Genomic DNA, 18912 nt, shown 5'->3' with positions numbered 1-18912 from the left:
CTCTTTCTTTGGCTTGGCGTTCAGCCTCTATTGCAGCTTTCATTTCCTTAGTACGACGTTCCTTTTGGAACAAATGGGCAACCTTAGTCGGTTCATCTTGCCTTGACTTAGTGATACTTATGAAGAGTAAGTACTGCATGGCGAAAATGAGAGCCGTGTTCCCACCGTATTCTAGGAAAGAACCATTCCAAATACTAGAAACAACTGCAAAAACAATGTAACCTCCAAGTGAAATCAAAACCGTCAAGAGCAAATGAATCCAACGATAGCGATAAGTGTATTTATCCGTTGTATCTCGTCTCAAAAACGTGTCACGTGGGTAAAGATACCAGATAACGAAGATAAGTTCAATGGCCTGAACTGCTGTTAGAAAACCAACATAGTTGAAGCCAAAAATAGCTGCTACCACATTGATGAGATAGGAAATAATAGCCAAAACTCGTAGACTGGTGCGCTTAGACAAAAGTCCAATACTCATCAGAGTGATAGTTGAGAAGGCAGAAAAACCGGCACCCATCTTATCATCAAAGATGAACACGTTAACAAAGGCAAAAATCAAGATTCCTAAAAGCGTCAAGACTTGTCTTTGCATTTCTTTTTTCTTTTCTTTCATATTTTCCCTCCTTATGGAAATGATAACGCTTCCGTACTCCTATTTTAACACAATTATACTATTTTTGTCAGATTAAAAAAGGCATTCGAATATCGGAATGCCTATTTCACTAGTTATCTATTGCTTCAATCTTAAGGAAAACAAAATCCCCATCAAAGCGTTGAATATACTTTTGAAAACCTAGTAAACTAAAGGTTTCAATCTCATAACGAACCCGATCAACACCTTCACTAGTACTTTCCTCTAGCAATTTCAATTTTGGAATATCAGACTCCAAGACATCACGGTAGAGACCTTTATACTCAAAGGTAATTCGAGCCCATTCGTTACCAGAAAGCATTGAGAAAGCTTGGTAGCGCACCTGCTCATCTGTGATGAGACGGGCTTGTTGTTCTGGACTGAGCGTGAAGGCGACATCATTTTCAGATTTATGAATGGTCTGGAAACGATCGACACGGAAATAACGAATTTCAGAGAACTTATAATCACAAGTAAAGTTCTCATCCAATTTGTAAGAAATACAGTAGAAATAGTGGTTGTCAAAAATGACTGAAATCGGAAAGACCTTATATTCCTCCACTTTTTCTCCTGGCTTACGGTAGCTAAATGACAATGGACGTTGGTCCACAATCGCATCGAAAATGGCTGAAATAGCAGGTAAGAGTGACTTATCTTGTTCCTGATAAATCTTAAGCTCTTGATAACTATCTAGTTCTAGCTCGGTCAATCGCTTGATACGTCTGCGTTCCTTATCATCTACCGCTCTCTCAACAAAGATGTTGATTATCTCTGCTACTTCATCCTTTCGAAGAGCACGACTCTCTAAAAGAATCTTAGATAGGATAACTGCCTGATTGTATTTAAGGTTACCATAACCTTGTTCATACTCGGCATGGTAGGAAGCGTATTTTCTGGAATACTTAACTTTCATGTTAGGTCGGAGCTCGGTCAAATTATCCTTGAGCTCACTCACATCCTCTTTAAGAGTACGCTCACTTATGCCAAAGCGAGCAAGGTAGTCCGTTTTTGAAATGTCATTTCCCTTTTCCAATTCGGACATAAAATACAAGAGACGTTTGGTTTTTGATGCTGTCATTATAAAATCCCCCTTTATAATTGAATCTCTTATTACTAAAAAAATTGCTGTCTAGTTATTAATAAGCCTAAATAGTCCCTCACCAAGAGTAACGAGAAGCGGAATTATAGCTCAAATAATAGTCCTTTTTCTTTTCGTTATACTCAAAAGATAGTTTTAAAAATTTTGCTTTCTCAATAGAGCTATTCTGATCAGTATAAGCAAGATCAACTGTCTTATTCATAACTCCTGAAGAATGCACGCTTATGCGCCTCTGAGCACTGTCCGCCTGAGAGTGTTCCCTCACCACCTCAGACAAGGGTGTTGCTGGTCCAAAAATTTCTTGGTCTTTAGTACGCAACCGATTAAGCTGTTCTATTGTCCAGTCACTACTATAATTATCAACCTCAGTAACGCCATCAACTGGATAAGTCGCTGTTCCACCATCATAAACATATTGACCTTCTTTATTTTTTACAAAAGTGAGATTAATATACTCTTTTTCATCTCCTCGACTATATTCTACCTTTAAACCACTGGACTCCATCTCGACATAATTTGCCTTACCATGGCGTTTGATAATTGAGCGCAAGGTATCTTTCTTAGGCTTCAAATTCTCAAAATCTTCTTCCGTCCAGTTATAATCCGCAGATTCATTTTCGTAGTCTTTGGGATCATTACTATCAGGTTTATTCTCTTCAGTGTTTGACTGAGGTCCCTGATGAATCAAGCTGTCTTTTTTCATAACCCCTCGATAGACAGAACCGCCTAAAGTGGCAAAAAAGGATAATCCAATCAAGGCAACCACGATTGCAGCACAGATAAATCTTCCTCGCTTAAGTCCCTTCCCAAGAATTATGATGGATAGGACAAAGCAAGCCACAATCACAGCCAAATACAAGATTACCGGCATATAGTACCAGGATAAAAAGGCTGATATACAGCTCACACTTAAAAGTATCAATAGCAAGGCAAGGGTCAAAAAGAAAGGCCGCTTCTCAGCTTTTTCCTCCTGAAAAGCAGATCCCAACTCTGGACCCTTGTCACTAAAAGCTGAGTCAAAAGAATTTCCCTTACTCTCTAGACTCTCATCACTAAAATGAAAGTCACTCTCCTTGTTAAACATCTAATCCCCCTAATACACTATAGAACAATTTCCCAGTTGTTATTATTGTAACAAATGAAAGCGTCATTTTCTACAGATGATAGTAAAAAAGCAACCCGACCTAGGTTGCTTAAAAGGTTAACGTTAATCATTTTCGATTTTTTCAGCTTCTGTACTGAATTTTTGTGCAATAGCTTCGAGAGCTAATTCGTCTGTATCTGGAAGCGTGATAGCATCATCGGAAATCTCATCAATATTAGCATAAAATTCAATGTGATTTTTAAGATTTTGGAGGTGAATTGGGGCATCGCCACCGTATTCCCCATCCAGATTGATCATCATACGATCTTCACTTAAAGGCTCAATATCTAGCGAACTTGTCTTGATATAAGCAACCCTCTTATCGTAGATGTGTTTGCCACCTTGAAGAATCTGACGAATAAGGTCAACCAATTCAAAGAGATTGGCTGTCTTAATCATAATTAGGGTAAATTTACCATCATCCAATTTGGCATCTGGAGCAATCATTTCAAAGCCACCAACTGAATTGGTCAAGGCAACAAAAATCATAGACAGGCCACCTTCAAAGACGCCTTCATCATGGCTAATGCGGACCGGAACTTTCTTAACTTGAGGAAGTAACTCCGCTCCCTTAACAAGATAAGCCAAATAACCAAGGACTGTCTTAAGTCGACTAGGAACACTGTAGGTTAGTTCCGTAAAAGACCCTGCAGCCGCAATATTGATGAAGTATTTATCGTCATAGGCACGACCAATATCCATCTGAAGGGTTTGGTTTTTAGCAATGACCTTGGCTGCTTCAATAGGATTCCCTCTTGGAATCTTTAAGGCGCGAGCAAAGTCATTTGTTGTTCCTGTTGGAATAACAGCCATTTGAGGACGTTTATCAAGCGGGGCAATCCCAGAAACAACCTCATTAATTGTTCCATCTCCACCAGCCGCAATAACCAAATCAAAGCCTGCTTCTGCTGCACGAGTGGCCTCATTTTTTGCTGAGTTCTCATCCGGGGTGGTTTGAAAAGCAGACGATTCAAAACCAGCACCTTCCAGGATATCCAAGACCTCAGCAACATTTTTCTTCATAATTTCTTGTCCAGATGTTGGATTATAAATTAAGCGGGCACGTTTTTGTTTCATATTGAACTCCTATAAATCCAGCAACCAAGCCTCATCTTTTACTTCAATTCCTAGGCTTTGTGCTTTTTCCAACTTACTTCCGGCATCACTACCAGCAACCACTAAATCTGTTTTCTTAGAGACCGAACCCGTCACCTTAGCACCCAGGGCCTCTAATTTTGCCTTGGCTTCACTACGTTTAAGATGCTCCAATTTTCCTGTCAGAACAACAGTCTTACCAGATAGGATGGCATCATCTGCTACTTTTTGTCCAAGATAGGATAAATTAACGCCATAGGATTCCAGTTCTTTCAGAAGAACTTGAGCCTCCTCCTTGGCAAAATAACGCTGGATTGACTTGGCAATAACCTCTCCCAAACCATCTACCGCAGCAATAGCTTGAACATCTGCATTTGCCAACTCCTGGATAGTTCCAAAAGCTTCTAGCAACTGCTTACTTACTTTGGCACCGACATGACGAATGCCCAAGCCATAGAGCAGTTTCTCTGCAGAATTTTCTTTTGATGCTTGAATAGCGGCATATAGTTTTTCAGCGGATTTTTCCTTGAAACCTTCCAACTGGAGGAAATCCTGGCTAGTCAAGCCATAGATATCTGCCACATCCTTAACCAATTCAGCTATAAAGAGCTTTTCAACCACTGAAGGTCCCATGCCTGCAATATTCATGGCATCACGAGATGCAAAATGAATCAGGCCTTCCTTAATCTGAGCAGGACAAGATGGATTGATACAACGTAGGGCCACTTCATCTTCAAAATGCAAGAGACCACTGCCACAAGAAGGACATTGAGTCGGTACTTCCATCGGCTCCTGTGTCGTACGCTTACTTTCTACCACACGAAGAACAGCAGGGATAATATCACCAGCTTTGTAAACAATAACGGTATCACCGATACGAATGTCTTTTTCAGCAATATAATCCACATTATGAAGAGTAGCTCGGCTAACCGTGGTCCCGGCTAATTGTACTGGCGTCAAATTAGCCGTCGGCGTTACCACACCTGTACGACCCACCTGCCAATCAACAGAGAGAAGTTCTGCTTCCTTTTCCTCAGCTGGAAATTTATAGGCAATGGCCCAACGTGGCGCCTTAACTGTAAAGCCTAGTTCTTCTTGCATGGCCAAGCTATTGACCTTGATGACAACACCATCAATGTCGTAGGCCAAGTGATCACGATCCTGACCGACTGCTTGAATAAAGTCCCAAATCTCATCCATCGATGATGTCACAATACGGCGTGGATTAACGGAAAAGCCAAGTTCTGCCACTTCATTCAAGACATCATTTTGCGTCAATCGTTCCGTTGGACTGGCTTCCTGATAAAGGAAGGTCGCCAAACGACGCTCAGCCACCACTTTAGTATCCAATTGACGAAGGGTCCCTGCAGCAGCGTTACGAGGATTGGCAAATTCCGCCTCACCATTTTCTTGACGTTGGGTATTGATGCGTTCAAACTCAGCTCGTGGCAAATAACACTCCCCACGCACGGTAATATTAAGCGGTTGATCCAACTTCAGTGGAATATCTGAGATACGCTTCACGTTTTCAGTGATATTTTCACCAACTGAACCATCACCACGTGTTGCCCCCACCTGAAGAATACCATCCACATAGGTTAGAGAAATTGAAAGACCATCAATTTTTAGCTCAGCCATGTAGTCAGCGTTAGGAAATTCTGACTTGACCCTCTTATCAAAGGCGTCTAGCTCTTCTCGTGAAAAAGCATCCTGCAAACTATAAAGTGGATACTCATGTTGGTATTTCTCAAAACCATCAAGAACCAGACCTCCCACACGATGAGTCGGGCTATCTGCTTGAACCAGTTCTGGGTGTTCAGCCTCCAAAGCTACGAGCTCACGATAGAGCTTATCATACTCGGCATCTGACACCGAAGGATTATCTTCAGTATAATACTCTTTTGCATACTGGTTGAGTTTGTCAACCAGCTCTTTCATTCGTTTTTCCATAGGAACATTTTAACATAAAAGCAGAAAAAAACGCCTTTACAGACGTTAATTTAAGAAACAAAATCGATTACTTTAGCCAATTTCTTGATAAAGACCGCACCAACTAAGAGTGATGCCAATTCTCCTAAAGCGACAGTGAACCAAGTAGCCCAAAATGGCGCTTGAGTAACCAAGGTCAACTCTGCAGCGATAGTCACCATGAAGAATGAGAAATAAAAAGCAAAATAAACATGAGCCTTATCAAAGAGACCACCCAAAATATCTTGATTCTTAAAGCGGTCAAAGAAATAAACACCTGAACCAACAAAGACTAGCGTTGAGAGACTTCCAACAACCACATCAATCATGTTAAAACTAAAGAAATTAGCAATCACACACCCCAAAGTAACGGCAATAATATACTTGCGATTATAAAATCCCAAAAGATTGAACATTTCCGCAATACGGAACTGGTAGGGACCATACGAAATCAAGTTGAAAGGTGGCACAATAGTCAAGACCACGTAAAGAGCCGCCACAATAGCAATATGTGTTAAATCGCGAACAGTTTTGTTTTTCATTTTTCCTCCATAACTAATATGTTTTTCTACCAACAAAGACTCATTAACCCATCAAAAGAGCCTGGGCTTCGCCAAGCTCTCTTTATGCTCTAAGACTTATCCTCATCATTTTTTTGTTTTTTGCTGTCACTACCATCTCCAGAAAAACGCTGAATTATGGTAAGTACGTCACCCCTTCTACTGTGCAGTTCACCTTGTTTAAGTTCCTGATAGGTCGCATTAAAGACGGCACCCAAAATCAAGATTCTGGCTAGGAAGATGAACCAAAGCATGAAGACGAAAATCATAATCGATCCGAACAACTTGATATCAACCAATCGACTCAAGGTACGAATCACGTAGGTTCCAAACAAATTGCTCAAATACCCAATCACCAAAGTTGTAAAAATAGTCCCTGGCATGATGTATCGGATTTTTCGAATCTTTACATTCGGAAGTACAAAATAAAGCACCATCATTCCCAGGAAGACAACTGCAATACTCAGAGGTTGGATACTGTATAAAATAAGCTGAGTCATATTGGAACCAATAGGATAGGTCTGTGTAATAACTCTAAGAACCGACTGAATAATCGTAGACAGCATTAGAGCAAAGGTGAGTAGGAACAAGATGACGAGACTCATGAAGCCACCGACAATGTGGCTAATAAAAACATCACGGTGTTCTGAAGCACCATATACCTTGTTAATCGCCTTTTGAAGCGAAGATAAGGACTTAATCATGGTCCAAAATCCCGTCAAAGAGGCAACTCCCAACAACTGCCCAGAAGGTGTCGAGAAGATGTCCTGAACAACATTAGCTGCAGGTGCATAAAACTGCTTAGGAAGATGCTCATCCATAAACTTCAAGAGATCAGTCGTATCGATATTCAAATAGGGAAAGACATTGGCAGCAATGACAATGAGCGGAAAGACCGTCAAAATGAGATAGTAAGCCACTGCAATAGTTGAAATATCTATCTCTGCACTACGATAATGACTAAGATAAACCTGCAAAGGGCGCCACTGGAGTTTATCCAGGAAACGGGCCATTAAGCCTTGTCGTTTCATATTAATAAGTTCTTTCTTCGCCTTGAGAAGTCAAAATTACTGGACCATCTTTAGTAATAACAAATTGGTGCTCATATTGGCAAGAAAGACCACCGTCAAGAGTCTTATGAGCCCAACCAGTTTCAAGGTCTGTATCGATTTCCCAAGTTCCTGTATTAATCATTGGTTCAATAGTCAAGACCATTCCTTCTTTAAGGCGAAGACCACGTCCAGCCACCCCATAGTTAGGAACCATTGGTTCTTCGTGCATTGTTGGTCCAACTCCGTGTCCGACCAAATCACGAACAACACCATAGCCTCGGCTTTCAGCATATTCTTGAATAGCAGCACCGATATCACCGATACGATTACCAACTACCGCTTGTTCAATACCAAGATACATGGCTTCACGGGTTACTTCCATAAGGTTTTTAACCTCATCAGAAGGCGTTCCAATCGCATAGGCCCAACATGAATCAGCCAAACCACCAGCATATGATTCTGTATATTTTTTTACCTGGGCAACATTATCAAAATCCAATTTTGATACATCAAGCACTGACTTGTCGATAGGTTCTGACAAAACCATATCAACTTTCAAGAGGTCCCCATCTTTCAAAGTATAATGACGTGGAAAGGCATGTGCTACTTCATCATTAAGACCACAACATGTCGCATAAGGATAGTCCATGATGCTTCCTTCGACCCCAATCTGAAGTGGAAGAACATTTTCTTCTTTACAGCGACGGCGAACATACTCTTCCACTTCCCACATATCCACTCCTGGTTTTAGGAGGTCACGTAGGCCAATGTGGATACTTGCAAGAAAATCTCCCGCTCTATCCATCGCTTCAATTTCACGTGCTGATTTTAGTGTAATCATTATTTTCTCCGTTTTCTTTATCTCTTTAATTTTAAATGGCTTATTAAGTTTTCTTGACCACTACTACTGACTTACAAACTGTATGATTGCCATGAGTAACCATAAGGTCTAAATGAGCTCTGCGTCTGGTTTCAGCAATGATACTGGGTGTAATCGTTACCTTATCATCAATCTGAGCCGCCTGAAGAAAGTAAAACATCATCTCTTCAATCACCAAACCATTTTGTTCTTGATTCTCCATAGTTCGGTAAACGACCTCTTTAACCATTTCTGCAAGAACACCCTGTGTCAGGTTTCCAGAATTATCAATCATGGTCGGCTCTACCCCAAAACTAAAGGTATTCTTCTCATGATTAAGGTTGGCTATCATTTGATCGCTAAAGGTATGGAGATCCCCACGGTTATTATCTTGGAGTTCCTCTAAAACCTGACGACGAGTGATAGTACCTAGGTAATGTTTCTCATCATCTACAACTGGAATCATGTCATAGTCTTCAAAAATCATCTTTTGGGCCACAGTCGCAAGGCTGGTCTCCAAACGAGTCACTGTCGGTTTTGTCATAACAGCCTTAACCATAGTGGTCGGAAGCTGATTAGACACATCTCGCATGGTCACAATCCCAATAACCCTATCATCCTCAGACACAATAGGAAAACGAACAAGATTAGTCCGTTTAACCAAATTTTGAAAATCCTTGACTGTCATTTCTGGAGTCATATAGTTGTAGTCTTCTCGTCTAGTATAGACTTGAGCGACTGTTTTGATATCTGTCTTAATACGAACATTCGAAAGCGCCTGGTTAATCATAGTCGCCACAGTAAATGTGTCGTAAGTAGTGACCATGACTGGAAATTGCTTCAAACGAGAAAGCTCTTTTACCCTATCAGAAACCTGAAAGCCTCCGGTTACCAGAATAGCATTATTGTGTTCTAGGGCTAATAACTGGATATCTTCCCGGTCTCCCACAATGAGAAGGTCGCCTTTTGTTAGATAACGGGTGATATTCTCAATGGTCATGGCTCCAATATAAAACTTACTGAAGACACGTTCCAAACCTTCATGACCCGAAATCACCTCAGACTCTGTAATCTCTGCAATCTCCGCAAAGGTCAGTTTGTCAAGGCGTACCTGGACTTTCTTTTCAATTCGAACTGTTCCACTTCGAGGACGCGTTTCAACCAGTCCGCGATTTTCAGCTTCTTTAATGGCTCGGTAAGCAGTGCCATCAGAAACCTGCAAGTGGTTAGAAATACTACGCACACTAACTCGTTTACCGATGGGTAAAGCCTCTAGATAATCCAGAATTTCTTGATGTTTACTCACAGTTCTCCTCCTTCTCAAAGCGGAGATAATCTCGCATAGTACGGGTGTATCGGTCTGCTCCTTTGAAACGAGACACCAGTTTAAAACCAGATTTTTCTGCCACACGAATCGATGCCTTATTTTCCAAATGAGCAATAAGGATAATGCGTTCCATTCCCATAGCTGTCAAAGCCAAATCTGACAGACAAGTAACTGCCTCAGTCATTAGACCTCTACCCCAATAAGAAGCATTCAAAAAATAACCGAGCTCTGCAGTCCTTTTCTGGACATCTATCTTTTCAAAACGAATGACCCCAACTAACTTATTAGACTCTCGATCTACAATTGCCCAAATACCCAAAGGCTCCTTCATGAAATAATGAACCAAGAGGCAATCTGTTTCATACTGCGTTTGGGTAGCAGGAAAGAAAAATTGTAGATTCTCTGGATTTGACACAATCTCATGTAAGTCAAAACGATCTAAAAAGACGAGTGGTCTAAAAGAAAGGCGCTCCGACTCAAAAAAGGCAAAAGCACCCAGACTAGTCCAAATATCCATGATAGTATTATAACACAGTTTTAGAAATGGAAAAAGGTTCAACCACTAGCGGTTGAACCTTAGACTTAATCTTCAATCAAACGAATATCTGCACCAAGATCAGAAAGTTTCTCAATGATATTTGAATACCCTCGAAGGATAAATTCAATATTTGTTATTTCAGTCTGACCATCTGCCATAAGTCCTGCAGTAACGAGTGCAGCACCCGCACGCAAATCACTGGCTTTCACAGGTGCACCAGAGAGTTGCGTTGGACCATTATAGATAATCTGACCACCAAGTACTTGAATATCAGCACCCATACGAGCTAGTTCAGGAACGTGATTTACACGCTTCTCATAGATAGTATCAATGATTTTTCCTCGGCCACTCGCTTTCAGCAGCAATGGTGTCATTGGTTGTTGTAAATCCGTCGCAAAACCAGGATAAGGTGATGTCTTAATGTCAACAGGTTTTAAATCACCCTGTTCTTCCACAAAGATTGCATCCTCTTCAACGGTCATGCGAACACCCATTGCTTCAAGCTTAGCAATAAAACTTTCAAGGTGTTCATAAAGAACATTTTTAATTTTAATTCCCTTACCAATAGCTGCTGCCATAGCAATGTAGGATCCCGCTTCAATACGGTCTGGAATAACCTGATGGCGAGTCCCATGTAGGCTCTCTACACCATCAATCGTGATGACTTCTGTACCAGCGCCACGTACACGCGCACCCATATTGTTGAGAAGCGTTGCCACATCAATAATTTCAGGTTCACGAGCAGCATTTTCAATAACAGTACGACCGTCAGCCTTAGCCGCTGCCAACATGGTATTGATAGTCGCCCCCACACTAACCGTATCCATATAGATGTGAGCACCCTTGATGCGTTGACCAGCATCCGTAGCAATACGCATAGCTTTCTCTTCATAGAAAATGCTAGCACCCATAGCTTCAAAGGCCTTTAGGTGAAGGTCAATAGGACGTGGTCCTAAATCACAGCCCCCAGGCAAACCTACTGTAGCTTGACCATAACGCCCAAGCAAACTACCATAGAAATAATAAGAAGCACGAAGGCTGTTAATCTTGCCAAATGGCATTGGCATATCTTTAACGCCTCGAGGGTCGATTTCAAGTGTTTCGCCATCACGCTTAACAGAACCACCCATTACTTCAATAATCTCAATTAGATTATCGACGTCGCTGATTGCTGGTACCCCGTCAAGAGTAACCACTCCATCAGATAAAATGATGGCTGGAATCAAAGCAACAACTGAATTTTTAGCTCCTGATACTGTAACTTCTCCTTGAAGTTTCTTACCACCATTGATGATAATTTTACGCATACTGTTCAATCTTTCTTATACTGGAATATTAGCCTTTACATTCTACCATAGATTGAGGTGCATGACAAATTAAGAAATCCAACAATTATCGGACAGTTTCACTAGTTAGTTTGGACCACCCCTTAAACCGAATAGCACCGTCCTGGTCTGTGCGTAAAACTTTAATATGACGTTCTTTGAAACGCTCTAATGTTTCAACATTTGGATGCTTATAACGATTATTTTCACCAGCTGAAACAAGAGCAAGTGATGGTTCTAACTGATCCAAAAATGCTTCTGATGAAGAGCCTTTAGAGCCGTGATGTCCCGCTTTGAGGACACTTACTTTTAAATTTGGATAGCTGGTCATCAATTCTTCCTCTCCTTCTTTTTCCAAATCACCAGTAAACAGAAAACTGGTCCCAAATAACTTTCCATAGAGAACAAGTGAATCATTGTTACCACCATCACCAACTTTATTGGGATAAAGAACCTGTAGCTTACTTCCCATCATAGGCAGTTTATCGCCAGCCTTTAAAGTGCGAACGGGACGTTTAAGAAATCGAAGACGTTTGACAAAACTAGGTTTAGTCAAAGCCCCCTGACTGACACAAATTTCCTTAATCTTAAACCGTTTAGCCACTTCCTCCAAATCACCAATATGGTCTGCATCCGTATGAGTCAGGACCAGATGGTCAATTTGAGACACTCCCCTTGCCTGTAGATAGGGAATCAAGGTTTTCTCCGCATTACTCGTCTGACTTCCCTCTTGCCATTTTTCCTTGGAGCCGAAAGTCACCTTGCCCCCTACATCTATCAGGATAGTCTCACCTTTCATACTCCTTAAAAAAATACTGTCTCCTTGACCAACGTCAACCACTGTTACCTCATTGATCATAGGATGTTTGACCCAGACCATCAAAAGACTAAAAATCATCAAGAGGCATACTCTAAACTGAGGCTTTTTCCAAAAATCAAAGAGCAAAACCAATACAACTATCATCAAGGTGAACTGAAACAAGCTAGGTTTTCCTAAAATCAATGGCTGGCCTCCCCAAGATTGTACCCAAGTCAAAAAGGACTCCATCCATTCAAAAAGTAGGTTAAATTGAGAAAAGATTACCAGTCTTGAAAGTGTAAAAAACACTGTTAAGGCAGGCAAGAGAAAGCTATCAAAAACTAGAGAGAAGATTGCCGTCAGAATCAAACTCAATGGTTGAAAAGTTCCAAAATAGTAGGTCAAAAAAGGCAAAATCCCAAGACTCAATACCAAACTCATATAGATTGACTTTTTAAAGGACGGCATCTCCTCAAAATCAAATAAACACAACAAGAAGGCATAAGAACAACTTAAAACACCTCCTACCGTTAAAAGAAAATGAGGCAAAACTAGAAATAATAGAAGCAACGTTATGCCCATATTGTTAAGTTTTTTAATGCCACACTCAGCCAACAGGCTTTGAATCAAAGAACGTAAGACCGAAGCCGTCCAACCAGTCATTAAGCCATAGAAAATCGAAAAAGGCAATAAGATAGCAAGGAGATAATTTTTGGGAAGACCCAAACGAAGAAGCCCATAGCGAAACCAGCCAAGAAAAAAGCCAACCTGCATACCCGAAAGCGCAAATAGATGAATAATCCCCAAACTGGTGTAGAGTTGACTCTGCTCATCAAACTCCTTATCCAAATATCCAAAGAGCAGTCCTGTCATATAGTGTCTCATCGGATTAGGAAAATGCGTCTGAATATGAACTAAAGCCCTCCTCCTTAGTTGATGGAAAAAAGCTATCGGAGATATAGATTTTGGGCTTACGACATGATCCAGACGCTCAATCTGAGCAATCCTATAGATGCCCTGACTAGCTAGATAAGACTGATAATTAAAGCCTTGAAAATTACGTTGACCAGTTACCGAGGACAACTTTATTTTTCCTTTTAAAACAAGCGTTTGACTAGTAGTCTTAAAAAAATGCTGCTCCTTCTCAGATTTTAACCGGTAAAAGACCTGATAGGTTTGACCATTTGACTTGCCGATTGCTGATAATTGCTCACCATTAACTGAGAGCGTATCTGCAACCAGTGTCACCTGACGAATTTCAGCAGGAGCTTGCTTATCTTGCATGGTGGCTCTATGGTATAAAAATAAAAAGTAGACCAAAAAGAAAGCACCTACAAATCCCACCAACTTTAGAGCTGCTCTATTCTTCCAATGATGCTTCAAAAAACAGACCATCAGAAAGACAAAAGTCCCAATAGCATAGAAATTAGATACAAAAATAGTAAAATAAAGAGCAGCTATTAAAAGCGCTAGGGAAAAGAGATTGATTGGAGCTTTTTTAAGCCACATAGATGGACTCTCTGATTTTATCTAAAGTCTTATCTCCGATTCCTGAGACATTTTTCAAATCATCCACAGATTGAAAGCCACCATGACTTTCACGATAAGCGATAATATCCTCTGCCCTCTTAGCTCCAATTCCAGAAATAGTTTGTAACTCCTCTGAGGTTGCTGTATTTAAGTTAATTTTGCCATCCTTAGATAAAGCCTGCCCTCCTTTCTCAGAGACCTGACCAGTACCTGATTGACCAAGGACAGAAACATTTTCATCTTTATTGGCTACATAAATAACCTCTTCATCTGATAAGCTTGCCGCTAAATTAACACTCTTAGCATCCGCATCCTCTGTCATTCCTCCAGCTTCCTGAATGGCATCTGTCACCCTAGCGCTTGCTTTTAACGTATAGACACCTGGCTTGACCACAGCCCCTTTAACATCTACCGTTACTTTTGACTTATCTTTTTCACTTCTTTCAGTTTGTGACTGAGAAGACGCTTCCGTAAGTGATTTTGAGCTTTGTTTAGATGAGGAGGTAGACAAGGTGGTCACATCTGTATAAGACGTCTCTGCCTCCATGCTGTTTCCTGCACCACAAGTCATCCATAGAAAGAAGCAGAAAATCACCATCAGCACACCAATGATACTCACAAATAGACGATTATCCTTAACATAGGCTAGAATCTTTTCCTTCACGCTATTCTCCTTAATTGATATATTTTCTTTCTTATTCGTAAAAAACTTGAAAAATATATCAAAAAGAAAAAAACTCCATCAGATCTATGTCTGACAGAGTTATTAGCTTATTTCTGTGTTTCTTTGGCACGGTGTTTTTCAGGATTCCAAACAAAGCTAGCTACATATGAGAAAGCCATCGTCAAAATCACTGCAATGATAGCCACAAGACCAAGAGGTACACGATAAATATAAGTCAATGGATTTGGTTTCTTACCTGTTTGATAGCTCAAAGCTTCCTCATCAAGGCGATCAAATTCAGACTGGATACGACGAGCAACCTCTTGAATATTCTCGTCATTCAAACGCTTCAAATCTGAAATATCGATAGGATTACCATAGTTCATATCCACACGTTCACCTGTCAAGAGCCCCTTGAGTTCACGAGGTCCTTGATAGACAACTGGCATAATCTTAACCTTAGCCATCTTAGCGATAACCGCAACCCCACCTTTAACATCAGAAGAATGACGACTACCACTTGGGAACATAATCAAACTACGATTACTCTTCTTAAGCATATTGACAGGATACTTGATAGCCTCCTGACCAGGATTTTCACGGTCAATCGGGAAGGCACCACACATACGTATCCACCAACCAAAGATACGATTCTTGAAAAGTTCTTTCTTAGCCATGAAAATAAACTGCTTAGGACGAGCTGAGAAAGCCATATAAACAGGGTCCCACCAAGTTCGGTGTGGAGCCACCAAGATATAGTTCTCGTCCTTACTCAATAACTTGTCACGATTATGATAATGGGTATTGCCATTAATAATCCAAAGAAGGAAGACAACAAGCCCTCGTAAATAAGCGTAAAACACGTTTTTACCTCTTTTTCTACAATTTTTTAACTATTATACCAAAAAAAGGAGCGCTTTTTCATCAAATTTCTTTGTAAAACAATTGAAAATGTTGTGGCACTTTCTAATAGTTTAAGCTATAATGTAACTATGAAAAGAAGTATCGAGATTAAAGGTAAAAACAGGAAGGCACTTAATCTATTGAAAAGAAGTATCGAAATTAAAAGTAAAAACAGGAAGGCACTTAATCTATGCCTCATTATTGCTAACTTGGCCGTACTGGCTATTCTAGGCCTTGTCTTGTCACAACGTCACAGCTCTAAAGCTGAACAAGTAGCTCAGACTGAAAAAACCGAACAAGTAGCTAACGAAGTAGATTCTTCTTCAGAACAAGCTAACGAAGTAGATTCTTCTTCAGAACAAGCTAAAGAAGTCGATAAAACACAACTCAAAAAAGGTAGTAACCATAGCATTGAAGCCTCTGATTATGCCTACGACGTTACTGCTGTTAATAACACTATCCGAGGTGTCTCTCAAGATGTTGACGATAAGGTTGTCTTTTTAACCTTCGATGACGGGATTGATCCTACATTGACACCAAAAGTCATGGATATCTTGAAAGAATACGGTGTTCATGCCACATTCTTCCACATTGGGAATACTATTAGTCAAGAAAATGCGGACATCCTCAAACGCCAAATTACAGAAGGACACGCTATTGCTAACCATAGCCTTAGCCACAACTTTAACCTACTTTATCCTGGGCGTGTTCCAAATCAAAGTCAAATTATTTCTGAAGTTAACCAAACCAACGCCAATTTCCAAGCCATCCTAGGTAAGGACTTCAAAACAAGAGTTTTCCGTTATCCTGGTGGTCATATGTCATGGCAAGGATTGGAGGCAACTGACCAAGCTCTCGCCAATCAGGGTATCCAGTGGATTGATTGGAACATGCTTAGTGGGGATGCGGAACCACTCTCTGTTCGTCCAACCACATCTGAAAGCATGATGGCTTATATGGATGGTTCACAGAAATATTTCCCTGAAACTACCGTTAAAGTTGTATTAATGCACGATACAGCTGGTAAGGAGCTGACTGTTCAGACCCTTCCACAAATTATCGAATATTTCAAAAATCAAGGATATACCTTCGGTGTCCTAGAGTAATCACTCGCAACAGTTCCTTTGGGAGCTGTTTTTTGTTACAATTAAAACTATGACAAATCCAATTTTAAAAGATGGAGAACGCATTGATCAACTCTTCTCCACAGATGTAAAAATCATTCAAAATAAGGAAGTCTTCAGCTATTCTATTGACAGCGTCCTCCTCTCTCGGTTCCCAAAAATTCCAAAGAAGGGATTAATCGTCGACCTCTGTTCGGGAAATGGTGCCGTTGGTCTCTTTGCCAGCACACGCACCGAGGCACCGATTACCTTGGTTGAGTTGCAAGAACGCCTGGCTGATATGGCCAAGCGTTCCGTAACTCTTAACCAACTAGAGGACCAGGTGACTGTTGTCAATGACGACCTGAAAAATTTGCTTGACCATGCGCCACGATCTCAGGTGGACCTTATCCTCTGTAACCCTCCCTACTTTAAGGCGACAGAAACGTCTAAGAAAAATCTGTCAGAGCACTACCTCTTGGCTCGTCACGAAATCACGACTAATTTGGAAGAAATTTGCCAGGTCGCTCGTCATGCCCTCAAATCTAATGGACGCATTGCCATGGTGCATCGCCCTGACCGCTTTTTGGATATCATCGACACCATGCGCCAGTATAATCTAGCGCCTAAACGCATTCAGTTTATCTATCCTAAGATGGGACGTGAGGCAAATATGCTCCTGATTGAAGCCATTAAAGATGGATCGACAGATGGACTGAAAATCCTTCCTCCCCTCTTTGTTCACAAAGAAAATGGCGACTATACTGACGACATCTTTGAGATTTACTTTGGAAAAAAGGCTGAGGGTGAGTCCTAAACGATGGCAGAAAAGGAAACCAAGGCCTACATGTATGTGGTCGAGTGTGTCGATGGCACCCTCTATACAGGCTACACCACAGACGTCGAACGCCGCCTCAAAACCCATAACTCAGGCAAAGGCGCCAAGTATACCAGAGCCCGCTTACCAGTTAAACTCCTCTACTCAGAAGCCTTTGACAGCAAACCAGAAGCCATGAGCGCCGAAGCACGCTTTAAGAAAAAAAGCCGAGAAAAAAAACTAGCTTATATCAAAGAACACACGGAAAAATAACCGTGTGTTTTTTGACTTTACTTGAGACTACTTCTACTTTCTCATAATAACTATTTTACACTCATAATGTTTGCGCTTTCATAAAAAAAACACTATAATGTAGATGAAAATAGAAATATAAATTGAAAATTTTATGTTTCTTAATGGCATGTTTTCACGAGCCTTGAAAATACTTACTTATCTTCAATAAACTAGAAAAGAGGAAATAATATGAAAAACAAGATTTCTCACAAATTTCTACTTTCCATAATCACCATGTCTTCATTGGTATTACTTGGAGCATGTTCAACTTCTAGTCAGAAACAGGCTAGCAACACAAAATCAACAGCAGAAAGCAGTAAAGTTAGGAGCTCATCTAGTGAGGTTAAGTCGTCGACAAAAGATAGTAGTAAATCTTCAAGTTCAAGTAAACAAGCGAAAGAACCTTCAAATAACGCATCTTCTTACTCAAACTCATCACAAAATAATAATGATACATCTTCCTCAGTTGCTTCAAACAATAATCAGCCATCGTCACCATCAACCTCACAATCTGCAAGTAACTCACCATCCACTCAAGAACAACCTACCAAAGATAGTGCAACAACTACCCCAATAGATAGTGGTATCTCAATATCTGGTAGCTATCAAACAACTCAACAAACTCCGGTGAAAAATTCACCTAGTACAAATGCACCTGTTGAATTCTATCTTGATGCCGGTTCTAATGTTAACTATGATATGAAAGTTGTTCAAGATGGTCATGAATGGTTGTCTTACATTAGTACTAGTGGTATTAGACGCTATGTCCAAGCTGATAACAATTCAGTAACAACTCCAGTAGATAGTGGTATCTCAGTATCCGGTAGTTATCAAACTGTACAACAAACTCCAGTGAAAAATTCACCTAGTGTAAATGCACCTATTGAATTCTACCTCGATCCTGGCTCTAACGTTAACTATGACATGAAAGTCACAGAAGATGGACACGAATGGTTGTCTTACATTAGTTCAAGTGGCATTAGAAGATATGTTCAGGTGAATTGATTTAAATTTTAGACATTTAGACTACCTTATCATCATTTAAACATTGTGCTAATAACCTAAACATAAAGTTGTTCTGTTTTTTCAAGCGCATTGGTAACTAAAAGGGAGACTTACCGCTGTGAGAAAAGTAGCTGACGTCCGCACTCACCTAAGGAAAGTCTAAAAAAATAGGTTTATGAAAAAACGCTCTAAAAAATAG

At 40.5% G+C, this 18912-nt stretch carries 17 protein-coding genes and 1 pseudogene; 4 read left to right on the top strand and 14 right to left on the bottom strand.

The window, feature by feature from the left end; translation table 11 throughout:
- The 14 genes and pseudogenes from RWZ99_RS02720 to RWZ99_RS02655 form a co-directional block, all read right to left on the bottom strand.
- Window positions 1-613 (bottom strand): annotated as a pseudogene (locus RWZ99_RS02720) (hypothetical protein); the annotation flags it as partial.
- 109 nt (window positions 614-722) lie between these two features.
- Window positions 723-1709 (bottom strand): WYL domain-containing protein, encoded by a 987-nt coding sequence (locus tag RWZ99_RS02715; RefSeq protein WP_314676207.1) that lies wholly within the window; start codon window positions 1707-1709, stop codon window positions 723-725.
- Between the two features lie 79 nt (window positions 1710-1788).
- Window positions 1789-2814 (bottom strand): hypothetical protein, encoded by a 1026-nt coding sequence (locus RWZ99_RS02710; protein WP_314676205.1) that lies wholly within the window; start codon window positions 2812-2814, stop codon window positions 1789-1791.
- A 123-nt stretch (window positions 2815-2937) separates the two neighbouring features.
- On the bottom strand, window positions 2938-3951 hold the full coding sequence (locus RWZ99_RS02705) for a diacylglycerol kinase (protein ID WP_314676204.1): 1014 nt from the start codon (window positions 3949-3951) through the stop codon (window positions 2938-2940).
- A 9-nt stretch (window positions 3952-3960) separates the two neighbouring features.
- On the bottom strand, window positions 3961-5919 hold the full coding sequence (gene ligA / locus RWZ99_RS02700; protein ID WP_314676203.1) for an NAD-dependent DNA ligase LigA: 1959 nt from the start codon (window positions 5917-5919) through the stop codon (window positions 3961-3963).
- 50 nt (window positions 5920-5969) lie between these two features.
- Window positions 5970-6479: a QueT transporter family protein gene (locus RWZ99_RS02695; RefSeq protein WP_314676202.1), complete on the bottom strand. Its 510-nt coding sequence runs from the start codon at window positions 6477-6479 to the stop codon at window positions 5970-5972.
- Between the two features lie 89 nt (window positions 6480-6568).
- On the bottom strand, window positions 6569-7528 hold the full coding sequence (locus tag RWZ99_RS02690) for a YihY/virulence factor BrkB family protein (protein WP_314676201.1): 960 nt from the start codon (window positions 7526-7528) through the stop codon (window positions 6569-6571).
- A gap of 1 nt (window position 7529) precedes the next feature.
- Complete coding sequence (locus RWZ99_RS02685; RefSeq protein ID WP_314676200.1) at window positions 7530-8390, bottom strand: methionyl aminopeptidase; 861 nt, start codon at window positions 8388-8390, stop codon at window positions 7530-7532.
- 43 nt (window positions 8391-8433) lie between these two features.
- Window positions 8434-9714: a CBS-HotDog domain-containing transcription factor SpxR gene (gene spxR, locus RWZ99_RS02680; protein ID WP_314676198.1), complete on the bottom strand. Its 1281-nt coding sequence runs from the start codon at window positions 9712-9714 to the stop codon at window positions 8434-8436.
- A complete protein-coding gene (locus tag RWZ99_RS02675; protein WP_314676197.1) occupies window positions 9707-10252 on the bottom strand; it encodes a GNAT family N-acetyltransferase in 546 nt (181 codons plus the stop codon). The genes spxR and RWZ99_RS02675 overlap by 8 nt, the downstream gene beginning before the upstream one ends.
- Before the next feature lie 65 nt (window positions 10253-10317).
- Complete coding sequence (locus tag RWZ99_RS02670; protein ID WP_314676195.1) at window positions 10318-11580, bottom strand: UDP-N-acetylglucosamine 1-carboxyvinyltransferase; 1263 nt, start codon at window positions 11578-11580, stop codon at window positions 10318-10320.
- Window positions 11581-11665: 85 nt separating this feature from the next.
- Window positions 11666-13906: a DNA internalization-related competence protein ComEC/Rec2 gene (locus tag RWZ99_RS02665; RefSeq protein ID WP_314676194.1), complete on the bottom strand. Its 2241-nt coding sequence runs from the start codon at window positions 13904-13906 to the stop codon at window positions 11666-11668.
- On the bottom strand, window positions 13896-14591 hold the full coding sequence (locus tag RWZ99_RS02660; protein WP_314676193.1) for a helix-hairpin-helix domain-containing protein: 696 nt from the start codon (window positions 14589-14591) through the stop codon (window positions 13896-13898). Before RWZ99_RS02660 ends, RWZ99_RS02665 begins: the two co-directional genes overlap by 11 nt.
- A 107-nt stretch (window positions 14592-14698) precedes the next feature.
- On the bottom strand, window positions 14699-15454 hold the full coding sequence (locus RWZ99_RS02655) for a 1-acyl-sn-glycerol-3-phosphate acyltransferase (RefSeq protein ID WP_314676192.1): 756 nt from the start codon (window positions 15452-15454) through the stop codon (window positions 14699-14701).
- Window positions 15455-15547: 93 nt separating this feature from the next.
- Between RWZ99_RS02655 and RWZ99_RS02650 the strand changes: the two genes are divergently transcribed.
- The 4 genes from RWZ99_RS02650 to RWZ99_RS02635 all read left to right on the top strand — a co-directional run bounded on the left by RWZ99_RS02650 (window position 15548) and on the right by RWZ99_RS02635 (window position 18713).
- Entirely contained in the window at window positions 15548-16600 is a 1053-nt protein-coding gene (locus RWZ99_RS02650) for a polysaccharide deacetylase family protein (RefSeq protein ID WP_314676191.1), read from the top strand.
- Window positions 16601-16649: 49 nt separating this feature from the next.
- Window positions 16650-17414, top strand: a complete 765-nt coding sequence (locus RWZ99_RS02645) for a tRNA1(Val) (adenine(37)-N6)-methyltransferase (RefSeq protein WP_314676190.1) — start codon at window positions 16650-16652, stop codon at window positions 17412-17414.
- Between the two features lie 3 nt (window positions 17415-17417).
- Window positions 17418-17687, top strand: coding sequence for a GIY-YIG nuclease family protein (locus RWZ99_RS02640; protein WP_314676189.1), 270 nt, complete (start codon window positions 17418-17420; stop codon window positions 17685-17687).
- Between the two features lie 210 nt (window positions 17688-17897).
- The gene (locus RWZ99_RS02635) at window positions 17898-18713 is read left to right on the top strand and encodes an SH3 domain-containing protein (protein ID WP_314676188.1); all 816 of its coding nucleotides are present in this window, start codon (window positions 17898-17900) and stop codon (window positions 18711-18713) included.
- The last annotated feature ends 199 nt before the right edge of the window (window positions 18714-18912 follow it).

Origin of the sequence: uncultured Streptococcus sp. (genome assembly GCF_963545685.1) — a bacterium.
Lineage (GTDB): Bacteria > Bacillota > Bacilli > Lactobacillales > Streptococcaceae > Streptococcus.
This window is presented reverse-complemented; position numbering and strand designations above follow the sequence as displayed.

What these genes read in the sequence shown, in the direction of transcription:
- RWZ99_RS02715 (WP_314676207.1), bottom strand. Translation starts at nt 1,709, where the DNA reads ATGACAGCATCAAAAACCAAACGTCTCTTGTATTTTATGTCCGAATTG.
- RWZ99_RS02710 (WP_314676205.1), bottom strand. Translation starts at nt 2,814, where the DNA reads ATGTTTAACAAGGAGAGTGACTTTCATTTTAGTGATGAGAGTCTAGAG.
- RWZ99_RS02705 (WP_314676204.1), bottom strand. Translation starts at nt 3,951, where the DNA reads ATGAAACAAAAACGTGCCCGCTTAATTTATAATCCAACATCTGGACAA.
- ligA (WP_314676203.1), bottom strand. Translation starts at nt 5,919, where the DNA reads ATGGAAAAACGAATGAAAGAGCTGGTTGACAAACTCAACCAGTATGCA.
- RWZ99_RS02695 (WP_314676202.1), bottom strand. Translation starts at nt 6,479, where the DNA reads ATGAAAAACAAAACTGTTCGCGATTTAACACATATTGCTATTGTGGCG.
- RWZ99_RS02690 (WP_314676201.1), bottom strand. Translation starts at nt 7,528, where the DNA reads ATGAAACGACAAGGCTTAATGGCCCGTTTCCTGGATAAACTCCAGTGG.
- RWZ99_RS02685 (WP_314676200.1), bottom strand. Translation starts at nt 8,390, where the DNA reads ATGATTACACTAAAATCAGCACGTGAAATTGAAGCGATGGATAGAGCG.
- RWZ99_RS02675 (WP_314676197.1), bottom strand. Translation starts at nt 10,252, where the DNA reads ATGGATATTTGGACTAGTCTGGGTGCTTTTGCCTTTTTTGAGTCGGAG.
- RWZ99_RS02670 (WP_314676195.1), bottom strand. Translation starts at nt 11,580, where the DNA reads ATGCGTAAAATTATCATCAATGGTGGTAAGAAACTTCAAGGAGAAGTT.
- RWZ99_RS02665 (WP_314676194.1), bottom strand. Translation starts at nt 13,906, where the DNA reads ATGTGGCTTAAAAAAGCTCCAATCAATCTCTTTTCCCTAGCGCTTTTA.
- RWZ99_RS02645 (WP_314676190.1), top strand. Translation starts at nt 16,650, where the DNA reads ATGACAAATCCAATTTTAAAAGATGGAGAACGCATTGATCAACTCTTC.
- RWZ99_RS02640 (WP_314676189.1), top strand. Translation starts at nt 17,418, where the DNA reads ATGGCAGAAAAGGAAACCAAGGCCTACATGTATGTGGTCGAGTGTGTC.
- RWZ99_RS02635 (WP_314676188.1), top strand. Translation starts at nt 17,898, where the DNA reads ATGAAAAACAAGATTTCTCACAAATTTCTACTTTCCATAATCACCATG.